Annotated in this window: 31 protein-coding genes, 1 pseudogene and 1 riboswitch; of the genes and pseudogenes, 6 read left to right on the top strand and 26 right to left on the bottom strand. The window is 34.8% G+C overall.

The annotated features are described in order from the left end of the window. Positions 1-161: 161 nt before the first annotated feature. The 15 genes from ACLBWW_RS18045 to phaZ form a co-directional block, all read right to left on the bottom strand. Complete coding sequence (locus tag ACLBWW_RS18045; RefSeq protein WP_048544645.1) at positions 162-860, bottom strand: SMI1/KNR4 family protein; 699 nt, start codon at positions 858-860, stop codon at positions 162-164. A gap of 22 nt (positions 861-882) precedes the next feature. Then, positions 883-1,143 carry a hypothetical protein gene (locus tag ACLBWW_RS18040; RefSeq protein WP_255286872.1) on the bottom strand — a complete coding sequence of 87 codons (261 nt, stop codon included), beginning with the start codon at positions 1,141-1,143 and terminating at the stop codon, positions 883-885. Positions 1,144-1,542: 399 nt separating this feature from the next. Then, positions 1,543-2,691 (bottom strand): suppressor of fused domain protein, encoded by a 1,149-nt coding sequence (locus ACLBWW_RS18035; protein ID WP_098078230.1) that lies wholly within the window; start codon positions 2,689-2,691, stop codon positions 1,543-1,545. A gap of 5 nt (positions 2,692-2,696) precedes the next feature. Further along, positions 2,697-3,287, bottom strand: coding sequence for an AHH domain-containing protein (locus ACLBWW_RS18030; protein WP_095205713.1), 591 nt, complete (start codon positions 3,285-3,287; stop codon positions 2,697-2,699). Between the two features lie 122 nt (positions 3,288-3,409). Beyond that, positions 3,410-4,123 (bottom strand): pentapeptide repeat-containing protein, encoded by a 714-nt coding sequence (locus tag ACLBWW_RS18025; RefSeq protein WP_048544639.1) that lies wholly within the window; start codon positions 4,121-4,123, stop codon positions 3,410-3,412. Between the two features lie 19 nt (positions 4,124-4,142). Further along, positions 4,143-4,922, bottom strand: coding sequence for a hypothetical protein (locus ACLBWW_RS18020; protein ID WP_048544637.1), 780 nt, complete (start codon positions 4,920-4,922; stop codon positions 4,143-4,145). A 42-nt stretch (positions 4,923-4,964) separates the two neighbouring features. Further along, a complete protein-coding gene (locus ACLBWW_RS18015) occupies positions 4,965-6,842 on the bottom strand; it encodes an ADP-ribosyltransferase (RefSeq protein WP_098221703.1) in 1,878 nt (625 codons plus the stop codon). 33 nt (positions 6,843-6,875) lie between these two features. Next, on the bottom strand, positions 6,876-7,202 hold the full coding sequence (locus ACLBWW_RS18010) for a hypothetical protein (protein WP_001198193.1): 327 nt from the start codon (positions 7,200-7,202) through the stop codon (positions 6,876-6,878). Beyond that, complete coding sequence (locus tag ACLBWW_RS18005) at positions 7,202-7,921, bottom strand: DUF5081 family protein (protein ID WP_098078223.1); 720 nt, start codon at positions 7,919-7,921, stop codon at positions 7,202-7,204. Before ACLBWW_RS18005 ends, ACLBWW_RS18010 begins: the two co-directional genes overlap by 1 nt. Positions 7,922-7,943: 22 nt before the next feature. After that, on the bottom strand, positions 7,944-8,249 hold the full coding sequence (locus ACLBWW_RS18000) for a WXG100 family type VII secretion target (protein WP_098078221.1): 306 nt from the start codon (positions 8,247-8,249) through the stop codon (positions 7,944-7,946). A 26-nt stretch (positions 8,250-8,275) separates the two neighbouring features. Further along, positions 8,276-8,698, bottom strand: a complete 423-nt coding sequence (locus tag ACLBWW_RS17995; RefSeq protein WP_098078218.1) for a hypothetical protein — start codon at positions 8,696-8,698, stop codon at positions 8,276-8,278. A gap of 307 nt (positions 8,699-9,005) precedes the next feature. Continuing rightward, on the bottom strand, positions 9,006-9,206 hold the full coding sequence (locus ACLBWW_RS17990) for an NETI motif-containing protein (RefSeq protein ID WP_000166305.1): 201 nt from the start codon (positions 9,204-9,206) through the stop codon (positions 9,006-9,008). Further along, complete coding sequence (locus ACLBWW_RS17985) at positions 9,190-10,386, bottom strand: MFS transporter (protein ID WP_098069029.1); 1,197 nt, start codon at positions 10,384-10,386, stop codon at positions 9,190-9,192. Before ACLBWW_RS17985 ends, ACLBWW_RS17990 begins: the two co-directional genes overlap by 17 nt. 114 nt (positions 10,387-10,500) lie before the next feature. Next, complete coding sequence (locus ACLBWW_RS17980) at positions 10,501-10,734, bottom strand: hypothetical protein (protein WP_048544627.1); 234 nt, start codon at positions 10,732-10,734, stop codon at positions 10,501-10,503. A 61-nt stretch (positions 10,735-10,795) separates the two neighbouring features. Then, positions 10,796-11,713 (bottom strand): intracellular short-chain-length polyhydroxyalkanoate depolymerase, encoded by a 918-nt coding sequence (phaZ, locus tag ACLBWW_RS17975; protein ID WP_116442965.1) that lies wholly within the window; start codon positions 11,711-11,713, stop codon positions 10,796-10,798. Positions 11,714-11,887: 174 nt separating this feature from the next. Between phaZ and ACLBWW_RS17970 the strand changes: the two genes are divergently transcribed. From ACLBWW_RS17970 to ACLBWW_RS17960, 3 genes are all read left to right on the top strand, one after another. Beyond that, positions 11,888-12,304, top strand: a complete 417-nt coding sequence (locus tag ACLBWW_RS17970; protein ID WP_000343678.1) for a MarR family winged helix-turn-helix transcriptional regulator — start codon at positions 11,888-11,890, stop codon at positions 12,302-12,304. A 15-nt stretch (positions 12,305-12,319) separates the two neighbouring features. Beyond that, positions 12,320-13,519 (top strand): MFS transporter, encoded by a 1,200-nt coding sequence (locus tag ACLBWW_RS17965; RefSeq protein WP_046957969.1) that lies wholly within the window; start codon positions 12,320-12,322, stop codon positions 13,517-13,519. A 101-nt stretch (positions 13,520-13,620) separates the two neighbouring features. After that, positions 13,621-14,880 (top strand): serine hydrolase domain-containing protein, encoded by a 1,260-nt coding sequence (locus ACLBWW_RS17960; RefSeq protein WP_447614149.1) that lies wholly within the window; start codon positions 13,621-13,623, stop codon positions 14,878-14,880. A gap of 420 nt (positions 14,881-15,300) precedes the next feature. On the opposite strand, the gene ACLBWW_RS17955 is transcribed toward ACLBWW_RS17960, so the two are convergent. Genes ACLBWW_RS17955 through ACLBWW_RS17945 form a run of 3 tightly spaced genes read right to left on the bottom strand, consistent with a single transcriptional unit; the run spans position 15,301 to position 17,227 of the window. Next, on the bottom strand, positions 15,301-16,089 hold the full coding sequence (locus tag ACLBWW_RS17955) for an ABC transporter permease subunit (RefSeq protein ID WP_048544619.1): 789 nt from the start codon (positions 16,087-16,089) through the stop codon (positions 15,301-15,303). Next, complete coding sequence (locus ACLBWW_RS17950) at positions 16,086-16,991, bottom strand: ABC transporter ATP-binding protein (protein ID WP_098047980.1); 906 nt, start codon at positions 16,989-16,991, stop codon at positions 16,086-16,088. Before ACLBWW_RS17950 ends, ACLBWW_RS17955 begins: the two co-directional genes overlap by 4 nt. Then, positions 16,988-17,227 (bottom strand): PLD nuclease N-terminal domain-containing protein, encoded by a 240-nt coding sequence (locus tag ACLBWW_RS17945; protein ID WP_000690908.1) that lies wholly within the window; start codon positions 17,225-17,227, stop codon positions 16,988-16,990. Before ACLBWW_RS17945 ends, ACLBWW_RS17950 begins: the two co-directional genes overlap by 4 nt. A gap of 122 nt (positions 17,228-17,349) precedes the next feature. Here ACLBWW_RS17945 and ACLBWW_RS17940 point away from each other — a divergent pair, with 122 nt between their 5' ends. After that, positions 17,350-17,895 (top strand): transcriptional regulator, encoded by a 546-nt coding sequence (locus ACLBWW_RS17940; RefSeq protein ID WP_098047981.1) that lies wholly within the window; start codon positions 17,350-17,352, stop codon positions 17,893-17,895. Positions 17,896-17,992: 97 nt separating this feature from the next. Here the strand turns inward: ACLBWW_RS17940 and ACLBWW_RS17935 are convergent, their stop codons facing one another. Further along, complete coding sequence (locus tag ACLBWW_RS17935; protein WP_098069026.1) at positions 17,993-18,469, bottom strand: hypothetical protein; 477 nt, start codon at positions 18,467-18,469, stop codon at positions 17,993-17,995. Next, complete coding sequence (locus tag ACLBWW_RS17930; protein ID WP_255256184.1) at positions 18,459-18,587, bottom strand: hypothetical protein; 129 nt, start codon at positions 18,585-18,587, stop codon at positions 18,459-18,461. Before ACLBWW_RS17930 ends, ACLBWW_RS17935 begins: the two co-directional genes overlap by 11 nt. Positions 18,588-18,852: 265 nt before the next feature. On the opposite strand from ACLBWW_RS17930, the gene ACLBWW_RS17925 reads away from it, so the two are divergent. Then, positions 18,853-20,199, top strand: coding sequence for a short-chain fatty acid transporter (locus tag ACLBWW_RS17925; protein WP_048544611.1), 1,347 nt, complete (start codon positions 18,853-18,855; stop codon positions 20,197-20,199). Between the two features lie 40 nt (positions 20,200-20,239). Here the strand turns inward: ACLBWW_RS17925 and ACLBWW_RS17920 are convergent, their stop codons facing one another. From ACLBWW_RS17920 to ACLBWW_RS17895, 6 genes and pseudogenes are all read right to left on the bottom strand, one after another. Continuing rightward, on the bottom strand, positions 20,240-20,467 hold the full coding sequence (locus ACLBWW_RS17920) for an oxidoreductase (protein ID WP_088110341.1): 228 nt from the start codon (positions 20,465-20,467) through the stop codon (positions 20,240-20,242). A gap of 126 nt (positions 20,468-20,593) precedes the next feature. Further along, positions 20,594-21,706, bottom strand: coding sequence for an RNA-guided endonuclease TnpB family protein (locus tag ACLBWW_RS17915; RefSeq protein WP_098047982.1), 1,113 nt, complete (start codon positions 21,704-21,706; stop codon positions 20,594-20,596). 253 nt (positions 21,707-21,959) lie between these two features. After that, positions 21,960-22,100, bottom strand: a pseudogene (locus ACLBWW_RS17910) (group-specific protein); the annotation flags it as partial. Beyond that, complete coding sequence (locus ACLBWW_RS17905) at positions 22,097-22,672, bottom strand: NAD(P)H-dependent oxidoreductase (RefSeq protein ID WP_098681409.1); 576 nt, start codon at positions 22,670-22,672, stop codon at positions 22,097-22,099. The gene ACLBWW_RS17905 and the pseudogene ACLBWW_RS17910, both read right to left, overlap by 4 nt. A gap of 23 nt (positions 22,673-22,695) precedes the next feature. Next, positions 22,696-23,085, bottom strand: coding sequence for an SWIM zinc finger family protein (locus tag ACLBWW_RS17900; protein WP_098047983.1), 390 nt, complete (start codon positions 23,083-23,085; stop codon positions 22,696-22,698). A 253-nt stretch (positions 23,086-23,338) separates the two neighbouring features. Continuing rightward, positions 23,339-23,656 carry a hypothetical protein gene (locus ACLBWW_RS17895; protein WP_002096439.1) on the bottom strand — a complete coding sequence of 106 codons (318 nt, stop codon included), beginning with the start codon at positions 23,654-23,656 and terminating at the stop codon, positions 23,339-23,341. 40 nt (positions 23,657-23,696) lie between these two features. Further along, positions 23,697-23,795, bottom strand: a riboswitch (SAM riboswitch). Between the two features lie 122 nt (positions 23,796-23,917). Between ACLBWW_RS17895 and ACLBWW_RS17890 the strand changes: the two genes are divergently transcribed. Further along, positions 23,918-24,109 carry a hypothetical protein gene (locus tag ACLBWW_RS17890; protein WP_000545003.1) on the top strand — a complete coding sequence of 64 codons (192 nt, stop codon included), beginning with the start codon at positions 23,918-23,920 and terminating at the stop codon, positions 24,107-24,109. Positions 24,110-24,222: the final 113 nt, after the last annotated feature.

Raw genomic sequence — 24,222 nt, 5'->3', positions numbered from 1 at the left:
TGTTTATATTCATCACCCAGTAAAATGTCAGCTCGCCTAATCTCGTACTTTGTTTTTTCGACGTACAATGAATTAAAGAAACTATTCAAAGTTGTATAAACTCTACCTACTAAATTAGGATTTTTTTATTTATATAAAAACTTTGCAACAGAACCTTTAAACTAAACTTCAAATCCAATTACTATCCATTCATCAACTATGTCCCAAAAATTCATATTATATCTAGGCTCTTTATTCGTCCACCATAAAGTCGCATTATCATTATTAGAATTCTTATAATCTACTGCAACATAACCACCCATACCACTTTTAAAGAAACCAAAAGTAGTTTGTAAATCAATTTGTAAAGGCTCTTCTAACTCCTCAATAATACCCCATTCATCATCATCAAAAAAAGTTACATTTTCTAAAGGAACTAAACCCATAGATTGACTCGCATAAAAATAGAAACCATTATGAACAGTTCGATAAAAATTTCGTATTGTTGAAGGAATCTTATCCCAAGATTTTTCTAATTCTTCATTATTAAACTCATCTTTGGGATTTCCCCCCTCATAATATAGAATTTCACCATTATCTGTTTTAATAGTGTATAAAATTGAATATCTACCATTTATGTCCATAAGCTCTACTTCCTCAAGGTGCCTAGACAAATAAGAAATAGTGTTTCTTAATTCCACTCCTACTTGCTCTTTCCATATCGATAAAATAATCTCAACTCTCTTGTCTACGTTTTCTTCTTGAAACAATTCATACCATGAATTTGGTATTTTCCCACAATCAAGTTTATTAATCTCATGGCATGATATAAGTTGTGCATTTCTTTTATATTTTCTTAAAAACCCAAGTTTTTGTTCCATAATGCTATGTCATCTCCTTTATTTATCTATATCCTTTTTTATTTTCTTCAACAAAATCATCCATTTGTTGTTGTAATTTCATTTCTAATTCTTTTTCCTTCTTTATCATTTCTTCTCTAAACTTAGGGTCAACTTCAATATTTTCTTTCTTATAAATTGTCCAATCAGAATAAGATTTAGACCCCTTAGATTTATTGGCTGCTTCACTTAATCCTAAAAAATTCTCTTCATTATTTAAAACTTTAAGTTGTTGTTCTTTTGTTAGTTTATCAAAATTCTCCATCTTCGCTATATTTTTCATTGATACGATATGATCAGCTTGAAGTCTACCTGTAATATACTTACCAGGTAAAGCAGGGTCAGGCGTTCCTATTTTATCCTCAATGCCCTCGTTAACTTTTTCTCGTAACTTTGCAGTAGGCGTTCCATCTCTTAATTCATCATATAATTCCTTTGAGATTCTTCTTTCCCCGTATCATCACCCGTACCCTTAGTGCACTTATAAAATTATAATTCTCTTTTCACTTTTCGTTCTAAAATCAAAAAAGTACTCTTCTTCTCTTGTAAAACAAGCAAGCACTAAGTTAAATAAACAAAAAAACAGACCAATCATAGTGTTATCTGACTATAATCGGCCTGTCTAACGTAGCATTATTACGTTAAATAATATCTATAATTCTTACTATAAACCAACATTTACCCTGTTTATATCTAAAACATCTGAGATACCTTTCTCATTCATTTTTTTAAGTAGGTACTCATAACCCTTTTCTAACGCCAGATTTCTTTCTTCTTCATAAATAGGAACAAGTGTATAAATATTTATATCTCCTTGTTCAACTTGAACTTTATCTAGTCCGAATTCTTTGGGACGACATACCATTATACATGATAATTTTGTATTCGATGCAAATGGTTGTGGGGGTTCTCCATTGGGAAGAATAACTCCTTCAGCAAGCCATCCATCATAAATATGTGGAATATGAGCTACTTTCCTTAACCATTCAAGAGGCCAATAATAGTTTTTGTCCTCCATATTCTCTTTCCCAACTACCCAACTCGAAGGCAATTTCAATAACAATTCTGCATATTTAAACTCGCTTTCTTCATTTGAATAACCCATAGGTACATCACTCATACCTGTAGTTACCATAGTTACAAAATCTTTATTCATTGACGGAGAAATTATATGGATATTGACTGAAACTTTACTACCAGGAACAATCTCAATTATAGTATTTTGGATAGTTCCAAAGTATTTAGTTACATGCTCTAAGATTTCATCATGATAATCTTGATTATTATCATTTACTTCGGTTATAGTAGTATTCAATTCTTTTTGGTTCTCTAATAACTTTACAATTTCTAATTGACCCTGTTCCCTTGCAAAAGTTAATGCATCTATATCTTTCATGGATTCACCACTATATTTAACTTTTGTATCTATCCCACTCTCAATTAACAGTTTTGCAATATCAACATGCTCATTACTAATTGCACCAAACAATGGATTCCTTTCGGGCTCACTTGTGTCCATATCAGCTCCACATGACAATAAATATCTTACTATATCAATATACCCTTCAGAAGCAGCTTCGTTTAATGCTCCACCACCATATACACCACCTAACGTATTTATATTTGACCCAAGTTCTACTAGTTTTTTTACTATATCCAACTTCCCTCTAGAAGCAGCAACGTGAAGCCATGTCCCAAAAGGTGTCATCATATTTAAAAGTTCTTTATTAGAACCAATTAATTTAGCCACCTCTTCAACATTGCCATTTTTTATAGATGACCTGATTTCTTTTGCAACCTGCTTACTATCCATCTTAATTACTTCCTCCTTTTTGCAATATCTCCAAGTTTATTAAGCATTTCTAATATATCATCTCTATCTCCACCAGCATCTCTTACTTTTTTTAGGTTATCAACAACATTTCTAAGCGCTTCAATACCATGCTGACCTTTAACCCTATTGGGAGCCCAAACAAGATTTTCAAGTCCTAAAATCGGATCAATATCATATTCCTTTAATATCTCTTGCCCCTCTTTAACTAATTCTTTTTGGGCTTTTCCATTTCCCTTTTTAAATACAATATGATGCGCATGCGGATCATACATATCTTTTGGAGGATCTCCTATATTCTTTTTTAAATAAGCTCCATAATCAATTTTGTCTACATCCTTAGTAACCTTACCCGTACCCTTAACCCCACCACTCTCCAAATTCGAGATCCTACTCTGAATACTCGCCTTTGAGGCATCATGGGCTTCTTGGAATTTCCCGCTATAGTTCGTTCCAGATCTAACGACACTTCCATCTGGCATGATTTCTACACCTTTAGCGAATGGGGTTACGGAGTCCACACCTTTTACTAATGTATTTTCAATTATATAATATTCACGACTTAATCTATCTAACAATCCTTAAAAATAATCTATATTGATTTTTACTTATTTATCAATCTCTAATATCTCTAAGAAAAAAGCACTCGCTACCAATCATAGGTTTTCGAGTGCTTAAATGTATATACTTCCCATCATATTTAAATCATTTTTAAGACTTGTTCCTTAACATCTTCGTCAAACTTGGCTCCTTCTACCTTTGCTCCCTTCCAAACTACATTGTCAAGTTTAGCACCGGTAAAATTCGCATCCGTGAAATTCCCATTTAAAAGGATTGCTCCTGTTAAATCTGCGTTTGTAAAATCAGCATTTCTAGCATTTACTTCTGATAAATTTGAATTTCCTAAATATGATTTTTCAAAATGGCCTTCTGTAAGATTCGCGCTGCTGAAATCCGTTCCCGTACAGTCGGCCTGTTTTGCATCTATTTTATATAAATTTGCTCGTCGAAAAGTAGCATGATTTAATATCGTTCCAACTAATTCTCCATATGAAAAATCAACTTCATCAAAACATGTTTCAAAACAACTACTTATATTTACCTTTGCATATTTCATATTGGCTTTAGAGAAATTAGCTTCACCAAATCTACAATCTGCAATATGTATTTCCTCTAAATTACAGCTTCTGAAATCAGCAAACTCAAAATCACAATCAAAAAACGATGCTCTCATTAGTGAAGAAGCTCTTAAATGGACTTGTTTTGCCATGATACCCTCTGCCATCACCTCTGACAAATCAGAAAAAGTAAGGTCTAAATTGCTCATATCTAGCCCATCTATAATTTCATCATTGTATTGAGATTGATTTAATATTTCCATGACTCTTATTCTATCATTATTTTTCTCATCCATGATTAAAAATTCCTTTCATTTAACTTTCCAGATACTCCTTCCAAGCAACATTTGGAGAATAAGTTACAACCATTCGACTTTCATGAAAACTTGGCATGGCCATTACTTGAGCTGGTTCTAAGTATTTCATTACATGTAACCAACTATCAAGTAACATATCTATATCGGCTTCTAATGGATTTTGTAAAAGATCTATACAAATCCCACCCCAATCCAGCTCTGATACGACAGCTGGGCTATTTAGTAATAATTCCTTATCAAACATGTCTAAAATATGACCACTCAAATATGTTCTAGCGCCTATCCCCAAAGGACCGTTAGGAAGAAACCTTACCGGTATAGGTAAGGCAGACATATTCATCCACATATGTAACCGTTCACGTTCAGTATTCCATGGATAAGACGCTTTCCAAAAAATTTGCGACACCCCAAAACGTGGTTTTACAATTTCTGCGATTTGATCGGATAGCTCAAAAAAAGCAGACCATAAACTTTTAGGTATTGATTTATGAAACTCAAACTCAAGATATGACCTATGACTCCAGTTAACTTTAAAGCTTCCTCTATAGTGCACTGCTTTATCACGATACAAGTGTACTTCTGATACTTTACGTTCCAAAATCACCTTTTCAAGAATTTCCCCACGATTATATTCTACACGTACGGTTTCACTGTTACCCCAATGAGTAGGAGCAAATTTTTCATTCGAATCAAACACGTCCAAAAGACGACCTAGTATCTCTTCCTGATTAATCGATACTGTAGGATACATTGCAATTGTAAAATAATTAGGTTTCATTTAAATCCCCCTTAATACTAAAAAGTAAAGTTACATACTTATCTATATTTTTATCCATATACCTCCACCTGGGATATCTGGGTGTGTTTCCCACTTATGTGTCACTTTACCACTATTCGGATCAGTATAGAAAATGTCACTCTCCTTCGCTAAAGGTCCACTTGGTCTTGGATGAGGAGGAATTCCATTCAAATCGGGTTTATCACTTGATATTGTCACAATATGACTTCCACTTTTATCTTCGAGCATCTCTCTTTCAGCACGCATTTGACTGTCATTATGAATAACGTGTTCTTTGTCACTTATTTTGTGTTTGTGATCATGAACTAAATCGATTTCATCCTTAGCATTACGACCTATACTATCTGGACGCGTAAGATGCCCTTCACTGGATGTATACGTAACAACCTTGCCAGAGTTATTGTCCTCTAATGTACGATTTAGGTGTTCTCCCAAAGCTTTTCTCCCTTTTATTTCTTCTTCTCTTCCACGCTCTTGGCTCTTTCTTAAATTTTCAGTCCTAGCATCCCAATCTTTACGCTCTAAAGGTTGTCTCGTTTCTTCACAATGACGATCATATCTAATATCATCTGCTGCTTTATAATCTCCTCGCGCTTTAGCTTCATCTATTTTCTTTCGATAATATTTTTCTCTTTCCTGAGTTAGCGTAATTTTATTTGGGTTTACGTTACTACCCGTACCCTTAACCCCACCACTCTCCAAATTCGAGATCCTACTCTGAATACTCGCCTTTGAGGCATCATGGGCTTCTTGGAATTTCCCGCTATAGTTCGTTCCAGATCTAACGACACTTCCATCTGGCATTATTTCTACACCTTTAGCGAATGGGGTTACGGAGTCCACACCTTTTGCCACTAGACCTTTAATGAAGTAGTCTGCATCATTAATCTTACCTACGGTTTTCCAGCCTTGTATTTTTAAATTTTTTAATAGATTATTTTCCTTAAGCGATTGTACCACATTTCCACCCAAATTTGGATTAAAACCAGGCATTCCTTCTTTGTATTTTAATAATTTCGCTAAATCAGCCAATTCACTCGTGTCTTTGAATGCTTTTACTCCTTTTCCTACTGCTCCAACAACTGGGATTGCGTCTAATCCGCCAAAAATGATGTTTCCTACCCGCTCTTCTTGGCTCAATTTCCGGTGTGTTCCCCAGTCTTCTCCGTCGATACCACTTTTGATTTGTACAGCGCCGTATACAACTGCCGCAGCGGTTCCGAGTGGTGGGCAAAGGATTGTTGTGATGATGATTCCTAGGCCTATTCCTATGTCTCGCACCATTTCTAGTTTTTTCTGTTCATCTTCTATCGATTTGTATTCAAATCCTCGTGTGGATGGGACTACTTTCTTGTATTCTTCATAATTTAATTTTGCATCTGGGTTTTGTTTTTTTAGTTCTTTGTATTCCTCTCTCAGTACGTTATCAAATGCAGGTGAATCTCTAAAAATATCTTCTACTGTTATTTTATCTTTTTTTGTTTTTATTGTTTGTGGTACACTTCCGTACCCTGCGTGCGCATCTGGTAATACTGTCGTTGTTGTGGAGCCAATTCGGTTATCTGTTTCGAAACTGAGAATAGATGTATCTCTCATTTTTTGAGCGAATTTATCCATTTCTACTAAAAAAGGTTTATCTATATGTTCAGAGACCAATCGCCCTGCTTCTCCGCAATATCTTTGTAATGTCGAATAGCTATCAAGTAATTCCCCGATTTTTTGCGATTGATCTTTTGGGTTAAAATGTATACTGCCATCTGAGTCTAAATCTCGTATTCTTCCATCAATTTTTTTCAATAATTCATTTGCGCGCTGTAATTTTATGAGTGCATCTTTTGTAATTCGATTCATACCATCCCCCATGTTTTGCCATGGTTCAGGTCTATATTTCACATCCATTTCGTTTTCATCCCCCCAGCCGTATGGTGATTTCTACAACTTACTTAATATTTCACGTAATTGTTCGTCCTTTTCAAGCATTTCTACACATGCGACCCTTACAAGTCTCGCCGACCTAGAATAGTGTTCAGCAAATTCAAGTGTTTTGTGTAATATATCAGGATATTTTTCAATTACTCTCATCGCTTCACCTTTTTGATAAAAATCACTGCTTAATAAACTCTCAATATTCGTTCCAATGACGTCTACATGGATTTTATATATATCTTCTAATTTCATTACTATATCAAGTAGTTCTTGAAAATTAACTAATACTTCTTCTCCACCACCAGAACCACCGTCTCCCATTGATACTTGCATTATTCAATACCTCCTAACGAAAATTGTCTCGGGTCAATTAATTTTTTATACGGCATTTTTAACACGTCATACAATTTCTTATTCACCGCATAGAGGCTCACCCAGTCATATCGATTACGTTCTACATCTATTTGAACGTAATCTTCTCCTTCAGTGAAATATAAGAAACATTCCCATTTTCCTCCTCTATTACTACGAGGCCTCTTATACGTTTCTATCGCTATAACATCTTTATTTGATAAATCTTTTTCCTCAAATGTTTGTTGTTCTGTTTCTGTCATTCTCTTTGAGAAAAATGTATCTTCTATGTCCCTCGGTTCTCTCAATAAGAAAGGGATGCGTGTTAATAAGGAAAAATATACGTCTGGCTTTGGTATGTAGTCGATCTCGTATTTTTTATTTGGTTCTATTTCTGTTAATACAGCCACTCGGTCTTTATCCTCTTTCAAAAAGCCAATTAATACATTATTCATTCTCGTGTATTCATGACAATTTTCATATTCCTTTAATAGCTCAATTATTTGAAAAGCTGCAGGGGTAATTCCATTTTCACTTGTAAGTAAGCCTTTTTCTTTTAAACTCGTAGTTGCTTTCGTGACACATTCTTCATCAAGTAAAATAATTACGTCACGGTTTGGCAATCCAAATATATCCGTAACCCCAGCTGCACCCGCGAGAACATATAATTCAGCAGGTGCAAAAACCATTTCTTTTCTCATTCTTTTATCCCTCATTTCTCCATCACAATTTTTTTATCGCCCTTACTTCCGATATATCGCCATACGTTTGAATACTTTTCTCTAACTCTTTCAAAGCTTTCGTATGTCCTTCAAATGCCTCTACCATTTCTGAGTTATATTGAATGATTAAATCTAGATAACTTAAAAAGGCATCTCTCGTTTTTCCATTCCAGTTCGCACATGTAACGTACGCTTTTAAGTTTTTCGCTTGATTTAAAGAATCCTTCATACCATTTTCAATATTTTGCGCGTAAGAAATGGCACTTGCTGTGTTACTTCCTATAATTTCAACCTCTTTACCACTCATGTGGATTCCCTCCATTCTTCTTATGCTTAATGGATAAAGTTTTCAAATTCCTTTTTCTTTTCTTCAAAAGCCTTGTTCGCTGCAGCGTATGCTGACGCTTTCTCCGCTTCTGCTTTCGCTTTATATTCCAAATACTTTGCATAAGCTGTACTTTTTGCAGATCCAACATCGCTTAATGCACTTTTAAAATAGGATAATACTGTATGTAAGTCTTCATCCTTTTCATGACGTTTTTGTTCAAATTCAACTGCCGGAATTTTATTAGCTTCTAAGCCATTACTTTTACTCTCATAATCTCTTTTCGCTGATTCAGCCTCTTGAATGAATTGTTTTAACTCTCTTTCTTGATCTTTTAAATAATCATGTAAATCATCATATCGATCTCGTTTCCTCGCGCTTTCTGTAAAACCCGATGCATTTAAAAAAGCATTGTACAATTCATCTAACATCTTTCTCCCCCTTTAGCACAATAACTACGTAGTTAAATTCGTATATTTAAACATGAATATTCATTACATTGAGAATTTATAAATAATTATTTTTGCATATTGCTATTTTATCAAAGGGGTTTTAACATTTCCATATTTTATAAAAAGCTTTCGCATTTTTCTTCAATTTTATGTAGTTAATTCCTATCTATACTACCTTTACAAATGAAGATCGTTTAGCCTAGTCTTTCATTAGTCAGTTAAAAAAAGCCACCCAACTCAAATGAATTGGGTGGCTCTATACTATAAAGAGAATTTGCTATTCGGATTACTTCAATTTCCCTTCAAAAACAATTTTTCTACCGCACGGTTCAACTTCTGTTTTGCCGTTTTTCTTCACTTCATGAAAGATTGGTTCTTCCATACGACGAGATGGTGCATAGCCTTCTTGTTCCATACGTGCTAAGCAGTCTGTAATTGTTTCGTTTTCGAGTACTTCAAATTTCTTTTTATTAGGTTGTTTTGTCATGCCCTAACCTACTTTCTATTTTTCTTGATGCGAATTGATTCTTCATGTAGACCATATATACCATTGCGAGAATTCCCATTATAATCATAACCGCAATAAAAAAGCTTGTATACTGTATTTTTTCTATAAATACGCCTCCTAATACAGGTCCCAGTATACTTCCTAAACTAAAGGCGATTCCAGATAATATATTACCTGCTGGCAATAAGTGTCTCGGTAATAAATCTGTCATAAATCCAAGCCCTAAAGAGAAGCACGATCCAATGACCATACCCGCTAACAACATGCAGGCAAAGATGATCCAGTAATATTGATCAAATACGGCTGCCAGCAAGAAAATGCCCGTACTTATGCTGAACGTCCACGTTAAAATACGGTCCCTTCCGTATTTATCACTCAATATACCGAGCGGAATTTGTGTAATAATGCCCCCAACTGCAAATGCTGGTAATAAGAAGGATACTTCTGAAACAGACCATCCTTTACGAAGCGCGTATACTGGTAAGTTACTGTTTAACATTGCTTCCAGTACGCCATATGCAAGTGGTCCCAGTAGCGCAATCCATCCTAATCCAACAACTTGTTTATAACGAGAAAATGATGATTCGCTCTTCACTTCTCTTTCATCTTGCGCTGGGAATGCATTTTTCGTTGGAAGTAATAGGAGCCATCCTATTAAACAAAGTATCGTAGATATCATAAACGGCGTCGCAAGACCATATTGAACAGTGCTTGCTAAATACGGACCAACGGCAAAACCAATTCCGAAGAATACACCGTATATCGATACTTGTCTACCTATTTTGCTTGGATCGGACGTTGTCGTAATCCACGTTTGCGTTCCGACATGAAGCATATGATCTCCAACTCCGACTAGAAATCTAAGAATAAACCATACCCAAAATGAAAAAGTTTGTGTAAAGAAGAATAATGAAATAATAACGAGAAACCCACCAATAACGATAATTGGCTTCATTCCAAACTTTTGCATCGGTTTTTCAAGAAACGGTGAAATAACTAATATCCCAATGTATAATGCAGTCGCATGAATACCGTTAATACTTGAACTTACCCCTTCTTGTTCAAAAATCATTGCAATGGCCGGTAAAAGCATCCCTTGTGATAAACCTGAGATTGCTACAATCCCAACCATAATCCAAAATGTAAAACGCATTGACATTCCCTTTCCCTCTCCTTCTCACGCTTTCCACTTTTCATTATAAACTGTTTCTTCAAATGCGTGTACGAATATTATGAATAAAAAAGAAGCTAAAAGAATGAACCTTTTAGCTTCTTATCCTTCCCATACTTGCGCTTTCACATTGTTATGGAATTGCTTGAAATATGGATGTTTATAAAAAGCAGTTTCATACACGTATTGCTGTGTACTAGCAATTGGTGGATGCGGGTATTGCATTTGTAATGGAACTACAGATGGTGAAACTTGCATATACATCGGAGCTATCATTATTTTTGTATATATATGATGATTATATGGCGAATAAGCGATTAAAAATGGTTTATGCATTAATACTCTCCCCTTTTACATACAAATGTTATAGTATATGCAACATTTCTCATTTCGGGGATTATTTCTCTTCTAACCAATCCTCCACATGTTTTATAAATACATCTAAACAATCAATAAACGGCGAATGACCGCAATCCTCTAACACTTTCAACTCTGCATTCGGCAAATGTTTTGCTAATTCCTCACCGACTACTTGCGGTACGACGTAATCTCTGTCACCTTGTATGACAAGTGTCGGCGCTTTAATATGATGAATTTGCTTATTTCCCTCTACAACCCCGTTATGTTCATCCGAAATGTTAAATGTAATGAGCGCATAATTTACATCTACGAAATTACGCTGTGTTAACATATCATCTAAATACTTTTCGTAACGATCCGGTTCAGGTTGATTATGTGTATATATTAATAAATTCCATATTGTACGGTAATATAATTTATTCATATTTTTTATCGCGTCTAGTACTGGAGCAATTTGTACGGGATCTTGTGCGACCTCTTCTTTCGTCTTTACTAAACTTGATACGATCGGCTGCCCGTTAATATCTTTTTTAAAAATTGGATATCCCTTCATGCCCACTGATTCTACTAAAATTAACTTTTCGACAAACGTTGGATGATTCGCTGTAAATTGCATCGCAACACCACCGCCCATTGACCAGCCCATTAATGAAAATTTTTCTAGTTTTAATTGATCAATAAATAGTTTTACATCTCTTGCAAAGTCTTGTAATGAATCTATCGATTGATTATACGTTGATTGGCCAAATCCTCTTAAATCAAGAGCGTAAATATGGTATTGATCTTGCAGCTTTTCAATTACTAAATCCCAATGTTGTGACGATGTCATGTTTCCGTGAATGAGTACAAGAATTTCTGCATTTTGCCTTCCAACTTCCTGATACGCAATCGTTTCTCCATTCGATAGTGAAACAAACTCCATTGTTGCAGGCTTAATCATCACAAGTTCCCCCATTCTATTTAATAGAAAGAAAATTCTTTACTTACTTAAAGAATAGCATGCAGAATATATGTTCGCAACATAAAACCTATACGAATTTTTTACATAAATCAACATGTCTATTACTAGACAATTATAATGAAAAAGTATATAGTTAGCTAGGTAACTAATTTGAAAGGATCAAAATACATGGACGAAAAACAACATTTTTTTCACATTGTCAGCCAGACTTCTCGAAAATTCACAAAGAAATTTAATGAACGCGTATCTCCAACTGGGTTATTTAGTGCGCAATGGGCTGTTATTTTCCGCATCAATCAAACTGGTTCTTGTACGCAAACAGAATTATGTCAGTATTTAAATGTTGAATCACCAACGATGACTCGTACGTTAACACGTATGGAAACAATGGGATGGATTATTCGTACAGAAGGAAAAGATCGCCGTGAAAAGCTTATTTCTTTATCAGAAACAGCGATAAAAATGATTCCGGTATGGCAAGAAGAAGTTGATACTTTTGAAGAAAAGACGCTAGAAGATATTAACGAAGATGAGTTACATCAAGCATTTCAAGTGTTACAACAAATTATTAAAAATTTAGATTAAATTGGAGGGATGACGATGCAAAGTGAGAAACTTTGGACGAAGGATTTCCTCGGAACTTGTTTTAGTAGTCTATTTCTCTTCTTAACATTTTATATGCTTATGACTACTTTGCCTGTCTACGTTATAGACAACCTAAAAGGAAAACCTGAGGAAATCGGTTTAGTTGCAACTGTATTTCTTATTTCATCTGTTTTATGTCGACCATTTACAGGAAAATGGCTCGATGATTTAGGAAGAAAGAAAATATTATTTATTTCACTTTCATTATTTTTAGCCGCTACTGTTATGTATTTCGGTGCGCAAAGTTTATTTTTATTACTTTCCCTTCGCTTCTTACATGGTATTGGGTTCGGTATGGCAACGACAGCAACAGGTACGATTGTCACAGATGTTGCGCCAGCTCATAGACGCGGCGAAGCACTTGCCTATTTCGGCGTATTCATGAGTCTGCCGATGGTAATTGGTCCTTTTTTAGGTTTAACAATTATTTCTCATTTTTCATTTACTGTATTATTTATCGTTTGTTCCGTATTTTCATTACTTGCATTTTTATTAGGACTACTTGTAAATATTCCGCATGAAGCACCAATAAAGAAACAAAGACAAGAAAAAATGAAATGGAAAGACTTACTTGAACCATCTTCTATTCCGATCGCTCTTACAGGATTTGTTTTAGCCTTTTCTTATAGTGGCATTTTATCCTTTATTCCTATTTATGCAAAAGAGCTCGGTTTAGCTGACATTGCAAGTTACTTCTTTATTTTATACGCACTTGTTGTTGTAATTTCTCGTCCATTTACAGGTAAGATTTTTGATCGCTTCGGTGAAAATGTACTTGTTTACCCAGCTATCATTATTTTCACAATTGGGATGTTCATTTTAAGTCAAGCACAAACTTCATTTTGGTTCCTTGGCGCAGGTATGCTAATCGGTTTAGGCTACGGTACATTAATTCCTAGCTTCCAAACGATTGCAATTTCTGCCGCTCCAAACCACCGACGTGGTTCTGCGACAGCTACTTACTTCTCATTCTTTGATAGTGGTATTGGCTTTGGTTCTTTCATTTTAGGTATCGTCGCAGCGAAATCCAGTTACCATAACATGTATTTTATCGCAGCTATTATCGTTGCCTTCACTTTACTTCTATATTATGGATTACACGGACGAAAACAAAAATTCAAGAAACAGCATACAGATGGAAAAGTTTCCGCTTAACATGAATAAGGAAAGTAAACTTCCCCGTTTACTTTCCTTATTTTGTATTTCTTTTAATAGAAGCGTATACTTATAATAGAAATAAAAAAGGAGGGACCGATATGAAACTTAAAAAATCTCCCCTACTCTTACTCATAATCACATTCATATTTGTAATTACAGGGCTCGGTTTTACATACTTCAAACATAATAAAACAATCCCGTCGAAAAATAACGTGACGAAGAAAAATTGGTTAGATGATCCTTACTTACGTTGGTCGTACACACATATGAAAGAATTCACTTTAATTAACGAGGTAAATAATAACCCGGATCACGTTTCCCACTTCTCTACCGCATCACAAAACTTAGACGATTTTGCTGTGGAGCGTAGATTTGGACATACAACTCCTCTAAAAAAACTTTTAGACGATAATAAAACGGATGCTTTTGTCGTTGTACATAATGGACAACTTGTTTATGAACGATATTTCAATGGATATAACGAGAGTGAACCTCATGGCATGGCATCATTAGCAAAGGTTTTTACCGGTGCAATTATACAATCTCTCGCTGAAGAAAATCGTATTGACTTAGAAAAAACAGCTGACGCATATATAAAAGAATTAAAAAATACACCGTTCGGTAATGCCTCGCTTCAGCAATTATTGGATATGCAAGTTTCTGTAGAATACCCTACTCACGGATACGAACATCCAGCGTTAGAAAATCAAGATGCACAACTATATTTAGCGAGCAATATTTTACCTAGAGGTAAAAACTACGACGGTCCGATGAAAATTTATGATATGTTACGAGAAGCAGAAGAAACTGCACCGCCTGGTTCCGATTTTTCTTACGATAACGGATCAGCTGAAACACTCGCTTGGGTGATTCGAAAGATCACTGGTAAATCATTAGCTGAAAATGTTAGCGAGCGCATATGGTCTCAAATTGGTATGGAAGAAAATGCTTATTATGTCACCGATGAAACAAAAGTTGAACAAGCTAGCGCTGGTTTAAATGCAACTGCTAGAGATATGGCTAGATTCGGGCAATTACTATTAAACAACGGGGAATATAACGGAAAACAAATTCTCCCTTCTACTATTACTGAAGATATAAAAAATGTCCAAGAAGGTGAACTTGCAGTTGGCCCTGGAGCTTCCATTTCTTATCATAATCAATGGTGGATTCCGCACAATGAACAAGGTGCTTTCGAAGTGTTAGGCAGTTATGGACAAACACTTTACATCGATCCGAAAGCAAATATGGTCATTGTCCACTTCTCTTCTAACGCTACGCCAAGTAATGAAATCCATTCAATTTACTCAAATATGTATATTGATATTGCACATCATTTAGAGAAGCTTCCACAGTAGTGGAAGCAGGAGTTTAAACCTTACATTTATGACTATTTGATTGAACACACGATCTGTTGTGTTGAAACATCAATATATCTAAAAAAGGAGCTCTCTTGATAAAGAGAGCTCCTTTTTTTATTTCTTCTTCTTTTCTGTCGGTTGACTTTGTTTAGCGAAATTAGATGAATCATCGAAATTTGGTTGCTTTTTACCAGCATTATTACTTCTACCTTTTCCCATATGTAATGCACCTCCCCTCATCCTTACTATTCCCAATAAAAAAATCCTCTTGCATCCAGAATTTTTTTATTGCCCCTTATTCATAAGGCATCACTGTTCTCGTAGTACTTCCAACACTTTCAATTCGAAAAGCTTCCACAGTAGTGGAAGCTTTTTCTTGTTGGGGTGTTTTACTTAAAACCATTACCCTCATCACGGTTATTCATCATTAAACTTTTTACTAGCAATCCAATAATACGTTACGAAGAGTGTAAATAAAATCCAAACTATAGTTAGTAATCCAGTAATTATTGCGTTTGAATTTACTCCCCCCGTAACTAACGTTTCCATTGCATACTTACTCATACTGGCTGGATTAAGCTGATCCATTATTGGATTCAAACCGACGATTACTCTACAGGCTAAAAGGAAAACAATTGAAATTAACGCAATCATACCTTGACTGTGAAAAATAGCACTTATCATTGTTGTGAAAGATACGATAAAAAGAACCCAAATTAGATAAAATAGTAATCCAGTAATTAGTTGTGCAAATGGAACAGCAGTAAAAAGATAATTTACATATAGATAAGAAGTAACGTATCCAATTGTTACACTAAACGCTACCATTAAATAGTTCGACACTATTTTCCCACCTACATATGAAGTAACAGTAACGGGTCTTGTTAAAATAAAAGCCAACATACCATTTGCTTTATCTGTTTGAATAGTACCCATCATAGAAATCACTAGAATCATAAGTCCAAGCTGATCAAACTGAGATCCCAAAGTACTCGCTAATACTTCACCCCCTTGTTGCGCTGCCATATTCGGATCAATAGTAATTCCCTGTCCTCCACCTAACGCTTCTAAAATTGATGGCAAATAATGAGTTACTATCGGTTGTGTTGCGCCTAAAAATATAAAAACAATTGGTAGCCAAATAATCTTAAAATCACGTAACATTTGAACACATTCTTTTTTTATCAATACAATTGAGTTATTCATTTTTGCACCACCAATTTCAAGAAAATTTCTTCTAAAGTATCGTTGCTCATTTCAAATTTAACGATGTCCACTTTATGTTCGAGTGCATTTTGCAATAACATATTTTTATTTATTTCAATACTTTCAACCTTCACTTTGATTTTAAGCCCAACCACTTCAACGTCCTTCACATACGGTAATTTTTTTACAACTTCAATCCACTTTTGATCTTTAGCTGTTATTTCAATCATTAATTTATTTTCACTATTCCGGTGTAAAAGTTCAGTAATTGTTGTATCTTCTATCTTTGTTCCATCTTTAATCATGACAAATCGTTCACAGATTTCTTCTGCATCACTTAATATATGGGTTGATAATAAAATAGTCGTATCTTTTTTTATTTCTTCAATGAGATTTAATACTTCCCTTCTACCGATTGGATCTAATGCGGATACCGGTTCATCCATGACAATCAGCGAAGGTTTATGCAGTAATGCTTGTGCAATACCGAGTCTTTGTTTCATTCCTCCAGAAAAGGTACTCACCTTTGAACCTTCTTCTCCACTTAATCCAACTTTCTCCAAAATTTCTGGTATAGACTTTGACAACACTTCTTTTTTCACCCCTGAAAGTTGCCCCATAAACATAAGGGTTTCTCGCGCCGTCATCCAATGAAAAAAATTAGGGTATTGCGGTAAGTAGCCAATTTCTCTTTTCATTTTTGATATTTTTATCCCATTCAATAACACTTCACCAACATCTGGATTAATAATATCCGAAATCACTTTTATTAATGTGGATTTCCCTGCTCCATTTGGTCCGATTAACCCTACACATTCCCCTGATTGCAGTTCCATCGAGAAAGTATTGACAGCAATTTTCCCTTTAAATGATTTTGTTACATTTCTAATCTCTAATTTCATAATTTCTCACTGTCCTTTCTCCCTATAACAAAGTACAGAATAGGTCCCAATACGTTAACAAAAATAATAATTAGCGTCCATACAAGTACATTTTTTCTTGTTTTTCTATTTCGGTATAAATCAATTAATGCAATGAAAACTAAAAGTGCCCCGACTGCAATAACTGGCAATATAATGGGTAGAAAAGCCATAATATCAATGTCTTTAAGATCATTCAATCCATAATGTATTTTCATTGTCATCACTCCTTTCAAATATCATTATCATTATTGATAATGATAAAATAAAAACGGATGGATTGCAATCATTATTCTCATTATTTATAATGAGAATAAAAAACAATACATAAGGTGATATAATGAGTAATAAAGTTGAAATTTTAATGCATCCTGTAAGAATGAAAATTTGCCAAGTGTTAATGAGAAATAAGGAAGATGGGCTAACACCATTAGAAATGGTAAAAATCATTAAAAATGTACCACAAGCAACACTATATAGACAGCTACAAACTATGGTTGATTCTGGTATCGTCCATGTAATTAAAGAAAAAAAGGTGAAATCTGTTTCTGAAAAATATTACGCAATCAATGAAGAAGATGCAAAAATTGAAGGAAGTGAATGGAAAGGCTTATCTGATGATCAAAAGTTAAACTACATTTCCTACTACCAGTTATCACTTATGACACAATATCAAAGTTACCTTAAGAAATTAGAGGAACAAAACAGTCAAGAAGATAAGGCTACTTTTTCTGTAGTAGAATTAAAGCTAGATGAAGAACACTTTGGAAAGTTTCAAAATGAACTTAACGAATTAATGATTAAATACTACAATAGCCAAAGTAAAAACGACGAAATTGAGGCTTCGATTCGGACCATCGCTATTACAATTATTCCAGAAACGTAAACTACATACCCCCATTTTGCCTGTCTAACTTAACTTAGTGCATTCTTCTAAATAAAAGTGAGCTATTTAACACTAACATGTTAAATAGCTCACTTTTTCAATCTAAATTAATACTTTTAATAAAATCAAAATGATTTTCATCAGCTAATTTATCGATATAACCCGTTATATACAAATTCGCTTTAGTCACTTCTGTATTCTTAAATTCAGAATAAAAATCAGGAGAAAATGATACTTCCAAAACAACACTATCCCCAGGTTTAACATTTAATTTATTACCTTTAGCTAACACTTTAAATGGATTAGTTGTTTGAGCAGATTTTGTTGGGGATTTAGGAAATGAAAACATAACATTATTTTGCGCAATAACATAATCGGTATTATTCGTCATTTTTATTTTATAAGATATTTCAGTGTTCGTATTTGTATTTTTAGAAAGTAATTCATACACTATTCCCTTTTCAATATCTGCTTGTTTAAAAGTATTATTATTTTCACTAGAACAAGCACTCAAAATAAAAAACAAAACCAATATGATTATTCCACATTTTCTCGCTGATCTATTACCACCCATTCGTACACACTAAATTCTCTTTGTATTGTCTTGTGATTGTAACTAAAGAATTTGGAAAAACTGAAGTACTTAACGAAGCAATTAAAGAAGATCCAATAAACAATTTCGTTTTGTTCATTACAACACCCCCCTTTTTTCCAAAATTAAGAATATTCACCACTATTTTACAACTGATATTATTTCAAATCAGTAGTTATTTTGAATTCCCTTTGTGTTTTTTGGTGTAAATACTAAACATTTATATGCTATAGTAGTACATTCGCAATAATCTTGCTCTTATTTTCTCTACTTGTATAATTATCTTATTTTTCAGTATATTAAAGGTAATCCCAAAAACAACCTCGAATAATTGTAATACATATACATAAGGAGGTTGATCTATTTTGTTTCGTTCTTTTACAAATGGTTGCGTTGCCTTAGTGCAACGTTTCTTGCCCGAACCGTTTATTTTATCATGTTTATTAACTGTTTTTGTTATCTTCTTCGGCATGTTTGCAACGCACCAAACACCTGTGGAAATGATTAATCACTGGGGTAATGGCATTTGGGGGCTTCTCGCCTTTTCTATGCAAATGGCACTTGTACTCGTGACAGGATCTGCTTTAGCAAATGCTCCTCTTATTAAAAAAGGATTAACGAAAGCTGCAAAACTACCGAAAACGAATGGACAAGGTATTATTGCCATTTCAATCGTAAGTTTACTAGGAGCATACATAAACTGGGGATTTGGTATTGTTGTATCTGTTTTATATGCAAAAGAAGTGGCCAGGCAGCTTGAAGGATTAGATTATAGACTAGCAATCGCTTCTTCTTACTCTGGATTTCTCATTTGGCATGCGGGGCTTTCTGCTTCTATTCCTCTTACGTTAGCAACTGGCGGCGAAACGTTAATTAAAACGACAGCGGGAAGTATAAAAGAAGCGATTCCAATAACAGAAACATTATTTTCACCATACGCACTCGTTCCAGTTATTATTTTTCTCGTTACGATGCCTCTCATTAATAAAGCGATGCATCCAGATGAAAAACATACGATAACGGTAGATCCTAGCGTATTTCATGAAGAAGCTGCCGCTCAAGAAGTAGGGAACAATACGTTCGCTGAAAAAATGGAAAATAGCATCATTATTACACTTTGTGTTGGATTGTTAGGTCTCATTTATATTTTCAATTACTTTTATACGAAAGGCTTTAACCTTACTCTCGATATCGTGATTTTTATGTTATTAATTGCTGGACTTATTTTCCACCGTACTCCGATTCAATATATTCGCGCTTTTTCGGACTCTACGAAAAGTGCTTCTGGCATTTTACTTCAATTTCCGTTTTATGCTGGAATTATGGGAATGATGATTGGAGCAAATAGTGACGGACTTTCACTTGGAGGAGCTATTTCGAATTTCTTTATTAGCATTTCAAACGAAACGACTTTCCCACTCTTTACATTTTTAAGTGCTGGCATCGTTAATATTTTTGTTCCATCTGGTGGCGGTCAATGGGCTGTGCAAGCACCAATTATGATTCCAGCTGGTGCCGAACTTGGTGTACCTGCTGCAAAAACAGCAATGGCCATTGCGTGGGGCGATGCTTGGACGAATTTGATTCAACCATTCTGGGCATTACCGGCATTAGCTATAGCTGGTTTAGGTGCTCGTGATATTATGGGATTTTGCGTTGTTAACTTACTATATGCAGGATTTATCATTAGTCTATGCTTCTTATTTATTTAAACGAAAAGCTAGTTTTATACTAGCTTTTTTACATAATAAATCACTTATTTCCCACGCAATTTATTACGTCCTCCCACTCCATATCCGTAAGATATAACGCCTCAAATGCAAAAAATTCTTCACATACTTTTTCAATTAAATGTGGATTGTTTTTAAGGAAATTCCACTGTAATGCTTTAGGAAGAAAATATGTATCATACTCTTTACTTCCTCTTACTACCTCATCCACTTCACTTTCACAAATTCCTCTTAGTGAACTACCCACCACTTAGTACCTCTTACGAGCTTACCCCGAGTGGGGGCTTCTCGGTTCATCGCTACTTTTGATAGCTAACGAATTTGCCCTAGGACAGCCGAGCTAACTCCCTTGTTCCAAAGGTTCTTTTGTTACTATTTATGCCAACACTAATAAGCGGATGGCTTCCTTTTTGATATTGATCGCTGCGTTATAGTCACGACTGATTGTGAGTCCACACGAACACGCATATGTGCGTTCACATAATGGCATTTCTTTTTTATTTCCACAACGACTACACATCTTTGTAGAAGGAAACCATTTATCTATTTTTACAAGCTGTTTTCCTTGTTCTTGTAGCTTATATGCTAAAAATGTCGTGAACATCCGCCAACCGTTATCCGCTACACTTTTACCAAATCTAAGTGCTCGTGACATTCCTTTCATGTGTAGGTCTTCGATTGCTACAACGTCAAAAATCGTAGCTAATTCTTTAGACTTGTGATGAAGGAAATTTTTACGTTGATTGGTTACCTTTTCATGCAATTTCGCTACACGAATGCGTTGTTTATTCCAGCGCTCTGAACCTTTCATGCGTCTTGATAATACTCGTTGCGCTTTTGCTAATCTGTCTAACATCTGACGATAAAAGCGAGGATAATTGGCTTTCTCATCTTCGCTACTCACATACAATTCAGCCATTGCGAAGTCTAATCCAACTACACTTTGTACTTCTTTTTGTACAATCTCTTTTTCATATTCAGTCAAGATGGACACATAGTATTTACCAGTAGGTGTCATCGAAATCGTACACGATTTAATGATATGATTTAGCGGGATTGCCCTATGTTGCTTCAGTTTCACTATTTTCAGTTTCGGTAATTTGATATAACCATGAAATAACATAATATTTCCGTTTACTCGATTCGTTGTATAAGATTTTCTACTCTTTTTACTTTTGAATGTAGGAAAATCATTTTGACCACTAAAAAAATTCTTATACGCAGCTTGCAAGTTTAATTGCGCATTAGCCAATGCTAAAGAATCGACTTCTTTCAGCCATTCATACTCTACTTTGTATTTCGCAGGAGTAGGGAATTTTTGTTTCTTCAGTTCTTCCTGGTTCTCTTTATACTTTTCATATACTTCTTTTCGTTCAGCCAGCATTTTGTTATACACAAAGCGTACACATCCGAACGTTTTACGTATGAGATGTGCTTGTTCTTCTGTTGGATACAGACGAAATTTGTACGCCTTATTATACTTTGCCATATCCACTCACCTCATTTTCTGCTTCATTTCCCATAAGCTATGATGGTGATCACACAACCTGAACACTACAAGATTATTATCTACTTTCATTGTTATACCAAAATCCCCCTCTTATAAGACTGATTATATCAGAGGTGAAATAAATAGGAAAACCAAATGTTTGGCTACGCCAAACCGAAATTCATCTCCCACCTGCCGCTAGACTATCGTCTTTCACATGCCTGAGGAAAGAGACTTCTTTCGGATAATATGTTAAATAATCATTTCTTAATTGTATTTGAATTTGAAGAAACGTTTCACTACATTTCTTCAATTGGATTAAACAATTAATATATGTACGAAAAAGTTCATTATCATAATTGCAACACTTTATTATACGTTCGATTTCACTCATAATGTACGAGCCTTTTCTTCTATTTGTAATAACCACTTTTCCCGCTTCTCTACTTTACTCGTTTTCACAGATTGAAAAACTGATCGTTTTATATGGCGAATGCCGCAAAAACGTAACACACCTCTCTTCATCATAATCCAATCCACTGATCTATATAGTAGCGCGACATACCATAACGGTGAGTCTAATGTATTAATTACCCATGCCTTCTTACCTTTCAATAACCCTTTCGGCAGGGCCCCTTCATATTTATAAGCAAATCCAGCTACAAAAATACGATCAATAAATCCTTTTAAAATAGCAGGCATCCCCCACCACCATACTGGATATATAAAGAGAAGAGTATCTGCTTCTTCCACTAACGTTCTGTACCGAGCTGTTTCTTCTTCATTTACTAAATCACGTCTTTTCTTCTCTTCATTAAATACAAGGACTGGATCAAATTGCTCCTTATATAAATCAAGTACCGTAACCGAATGATTAGTTTCTTGTAATCCTTTTTGCACATGCTTTAATATCCCCGCATTAAAACTGGAAGGACTAGGATGAGCGTATACAATTAGTACATTCACTACAAAACAACTCCCTCTATAAGTTAAAGTTTCCCCTTCTTTAACATCTTCTCTACAATTTGTACGTTTTTCGAACTTTGTAATAAACGATTTAATACTGTAAGTAACTCTTCCTTTTCTAAATCTTTCAGTTTCTCTTTTACCGTACTTTCACCAGCACCTTGAATATCATAAACAACTGCCGCCATATGCTTGCAAAGATTCTCATAAGGACACTCGCAGCTACTTTCTGTAAAATCTTCAAGGTCAATAATTACTTCATAATTTCCTGCATTTCCAGTAACGAAAGCAAATATTTTCTTATCGTGTATTTCAACATCTTCTACATGTCCATCTTCATAATATTCGTATCCTCTATCTACAATGTATTTCGGAATCCATTTCGTTATATCCTGTAATAAATAAGCGTACATAACAACACCTCTTCCTTTAATTCCCTTTTGACTTCCACAACCCCTGCATGTTATTCTAATAACTGTCAAATAGCAAGTCTATATGACAAAACGACTGACACCTATTCGGCGGAGGTGTCTCTTTTCATTTGCAGCCGATATGAAGTGCCTCTTTCAGGCACATTCAATCTTTGACACTACACACTCAACACCATTCCCTTGTATCAGGCTGCTTAAGCAGTCTTTTACTCTACATACTTCAAAAAAAGAGAGCTTAGCTCCCTTTTCCCGCCTTATAAAATACCCCTTTTTCAGTATAGAGATATTCATCAGCTAATGTAATTTTCCCATCCAGTTTCAGTTCATCTAATAGTCTTGATAAATAAAATTGATGTAACATCTTTTTCGTGAATTTTCCTTCATGATGCGAAACGATATGTTCTTGAATATCTAACAATGATATTGGCTTATCTTGCTCTATCATATATTCATAAACTGTACTACGCAGTTTTACGTATTTTTCGAGTGTCACAGTACTTCGCAACCCCTTTCTTCTTAATATAAATTTTCGTAATCGGTTTTTTTGCAACAAAAAAACCTCTCCGATAAGAAGAAGTTACGTATATATCTTCGTCTTATCTCCCAGAACAAATATGTTCTGCTGGAATTAGCACCTGCATCGCGGTTGCTGGGTTTCATCGGGCCAGTCCCTCCACCTCTCTGGATAAGAAAATATTCACTTAATTCTTACTATACGTAATTTCATTCTAATTGTCAAACAAATATAACAAATTATATTTTGTTCCTTACTGTTCATACTATACATATATGAATATGCAAGGAGGATTATGAAATGCACGAAAATGCTCGCGGATATGTCCAAAATTCTTTTCAATCATTACAAGAAGCAAAACATTGTTTAGAAGAAGCGCTACAGACTGTTGAAAAAGATTTTAATCGCGCTCGTATTGAACAATCACTTTATGCGATCGAACAAGCTATTCAACGTTGTGATTACACGGTTCATATTTTAGAACAAGATTGAAAAAACTTCCCATCATAAGGTGGGAAGTTTTTTCAAATGGCATACTTCATAATTATTACCGTTATAATTAAAAAATATACAGAAAAATGCTCCTTACAATATGTAAGAAGCAT

This window comes from Bacillus sp. M5A3_1b (genome assembly GCF_053345335.1).
This window is presented reverse-complemented; position numbering and strand designations above follow the sequence as displayed.

What these genes read in the sequence shown, in the direction of transcription:
- ACLBWW_RS18045 (WP_048544645.1), bottom strand. Translation starts at nt 860, where the DNA reads ATGGAACAAAAACTTGGGTTTTTAAGAAAATATAAAAGAAATGCACAA.
- ACLBWW_RS18040 (WP_255286872.1), bottom strand. Translation starts at nt 1,143, where the DNA reads ATGGAGAATTTTGATAAACTAACAAAAGAACAACAACTTAAAGTTTTA.
- ACLBWW_RS18035 (WP_098078230.1), bottom strand. Translation starts at nt 2,691, where the DNA reads ATGGATAGTAAGCAGGTTGCAAAAGAAATCAGGTCATCTATAAAAAAT.
- ACLBWW_RS18025 (WP_048544639.1), bottom strand. Translation starts at nt 4,123, where the DNA reads ATGGATGAGAAAAATAATGATAGAATAAGAGTCATGGAAATATTAAAT.
- ACLBWW_RS18020 (WP_048544637.1), bottom strand. Translation starts at nt 4,922, where the DNA reads ATGAAACCTAATTATTTTACAATTGCAATGTATCCTACAGTATCGATT.
- ACLBWW_RS18015 (WP_098221703.1), bottom strand. Translation starts at nt 6,842, where the DNA reads ATGGATGTGAAATATAGACCTGAACCATGGCAAAACATGGGGGATGGT.
- ACLBWW_RS18010 (WP_001198193.1), bottom strand. Translation starts at nt 7,202, where the DNA reads ATGCAAGTATCAATGGGAGACGGTGGTTCTGGTGGTGGAGAAGAAGTA.
- ACLBWW_RS18005 (WP_098078223.1), bottom strand. Translation starts at nt 7,921, where the DNA reads ATGAGAAAAGAAATGGTTTTTGCACCTGCTGAATTATATGTTCTCGCG.
- ACLBWW_RS18000 (WP_098078221.1), bottom strand. Translation starts at nt 8,249, where the DNA reads ATGAGTGGTAAAGAGGTTGAAATTATAGGAAGTAACACAGCAAGTGCC.
- ACLBWW_RS17995 (WP_098078218.1), bottom strand. Translation starts at nt 8,698, where the DNA reads ATGTTAGATGAATTGTACAATGCTTTTTTAAATGCATCGGGTTTTACA.
- ACLBWW_RS17990 (WP_000166305.1), bottom strand. Translation starts at nt 9,206, where the DNA reads ATGACAAAACAACCTAATAAAAAGAAATTTGAAGTACTCGAAAACGAA.
- ACLBWW_RS17985 (WP_098069029.1), bottom strand. Translation starts at nt 10,386, where the DNA reads ATGTCAATGCGTTTTACATTTTGGATTATGGTTGGGATTGTAGCAATC.
- ACLBWW_RS17980 (WP_048544627.1), bottom strand. Translation starts at nt 10,734, where the DNA reads ATGCATAAACCATTTTTAATCGCTTATTCGCCATATAATCATCATATA.
- phaZ (WP_116442965.1), bottom strand. Translation starts at nt 11,713, where the DNA reads ATGGGGGAACTTGTGATGATTAAGCCTGCAACAATGGAGTTTGTTTCA.
- ACLBWW_RS17970 (WP_000343678.1), top strand. Translation starts at nt 11,888, where the DNA reads ATGGACGAAAAACAACATTTTTTTCACATTGTCAGCCAGACTTCTCGA.
- ACLBWW_RS17965 (WP_046957969.1), top strand. Translation starts at nt 12,320, where the DNA reads ATGCAAAGTGAGAAACTTTGGACGAAGGATTTCCTCGGAACTTGTTTT.
- ACLBWW_RS17960 (WP_447614149.1), top strand. Translation starts at nt 13,621, where the DNA reads ATGAAACTTAAAAAATCTCCCCTACTCTTACTCATAATCACATTCATA.
- ACLBWW_RS17955 (WP_048544619.1), bottom strand. Translation starts at nt 16,089, where the DNA reads ATGAATAACTCAATTGTATTGATAAAAAAAGAATGTGTTCAAATGTTA.
- ACLBWW_RS17950 (WP_098047980.1), bottom strand. Translation starts at nt 16,991, where the DNA reads ATGAAATTAGAGATTAGAAATGTAACAAAATCATTTAAAGGGAAAATT.
- ACLBWW_RS17945 (WP_000690908.1), bottom strand. Translation starts at nt 17,227, where the DNA reads ATGAAAATACATTATGGATTGAATGATCTTAAAGACATTGATATTATG.
- ACLBWW_RS17940 (WP_098047981.1), top strand. Translation starts at nt 17,350, where the DNA reads ATGAGTAATAAAGTTGAAATTTTAATGCATCCTGTAAGAATGAAAATT.
- ACLBWW_RS17935 (WP_098069026.1), bottom strand. Translation starts at nt 18,469, where the DNA reads ATGGGTGGTAATAGATCAGCGAGAAAATGTGGAATAATCATATTGGTT.
- ACLBWW_RS17930 (WP_255256184.1), bottom strand. Translation starts at nt 18,587, where the DNA reads ATGAACAAAACGAAATTGTTTATTGGATCTTCTTTAATTGCTTCGTTA.
- ACLBWW_RS17915 (WP_098047982.1), bottom strand. Translation starts at nt 21,706, where the DNA reads ATGGCAAAGTATAATAAGGCGTACAAATTTCGTCTGTATCCAACAGAA.
- ACLBWW_RS17900 (WP_098047983.1), bottom strand. Translation starts at nt 23,085, where the DNA reads ATGTACGCTTATTTATTACAGGATATAACGAAATGGATTCCGAAATAC.
- ACLBWW_RS17890 (WP_000545003.1), top strand. Translation starts at nt 23,918, where the DNA reads ATGCACGAAAATGCTCGCGGATATGTCCAAAATTCTTTTCAATCATTA.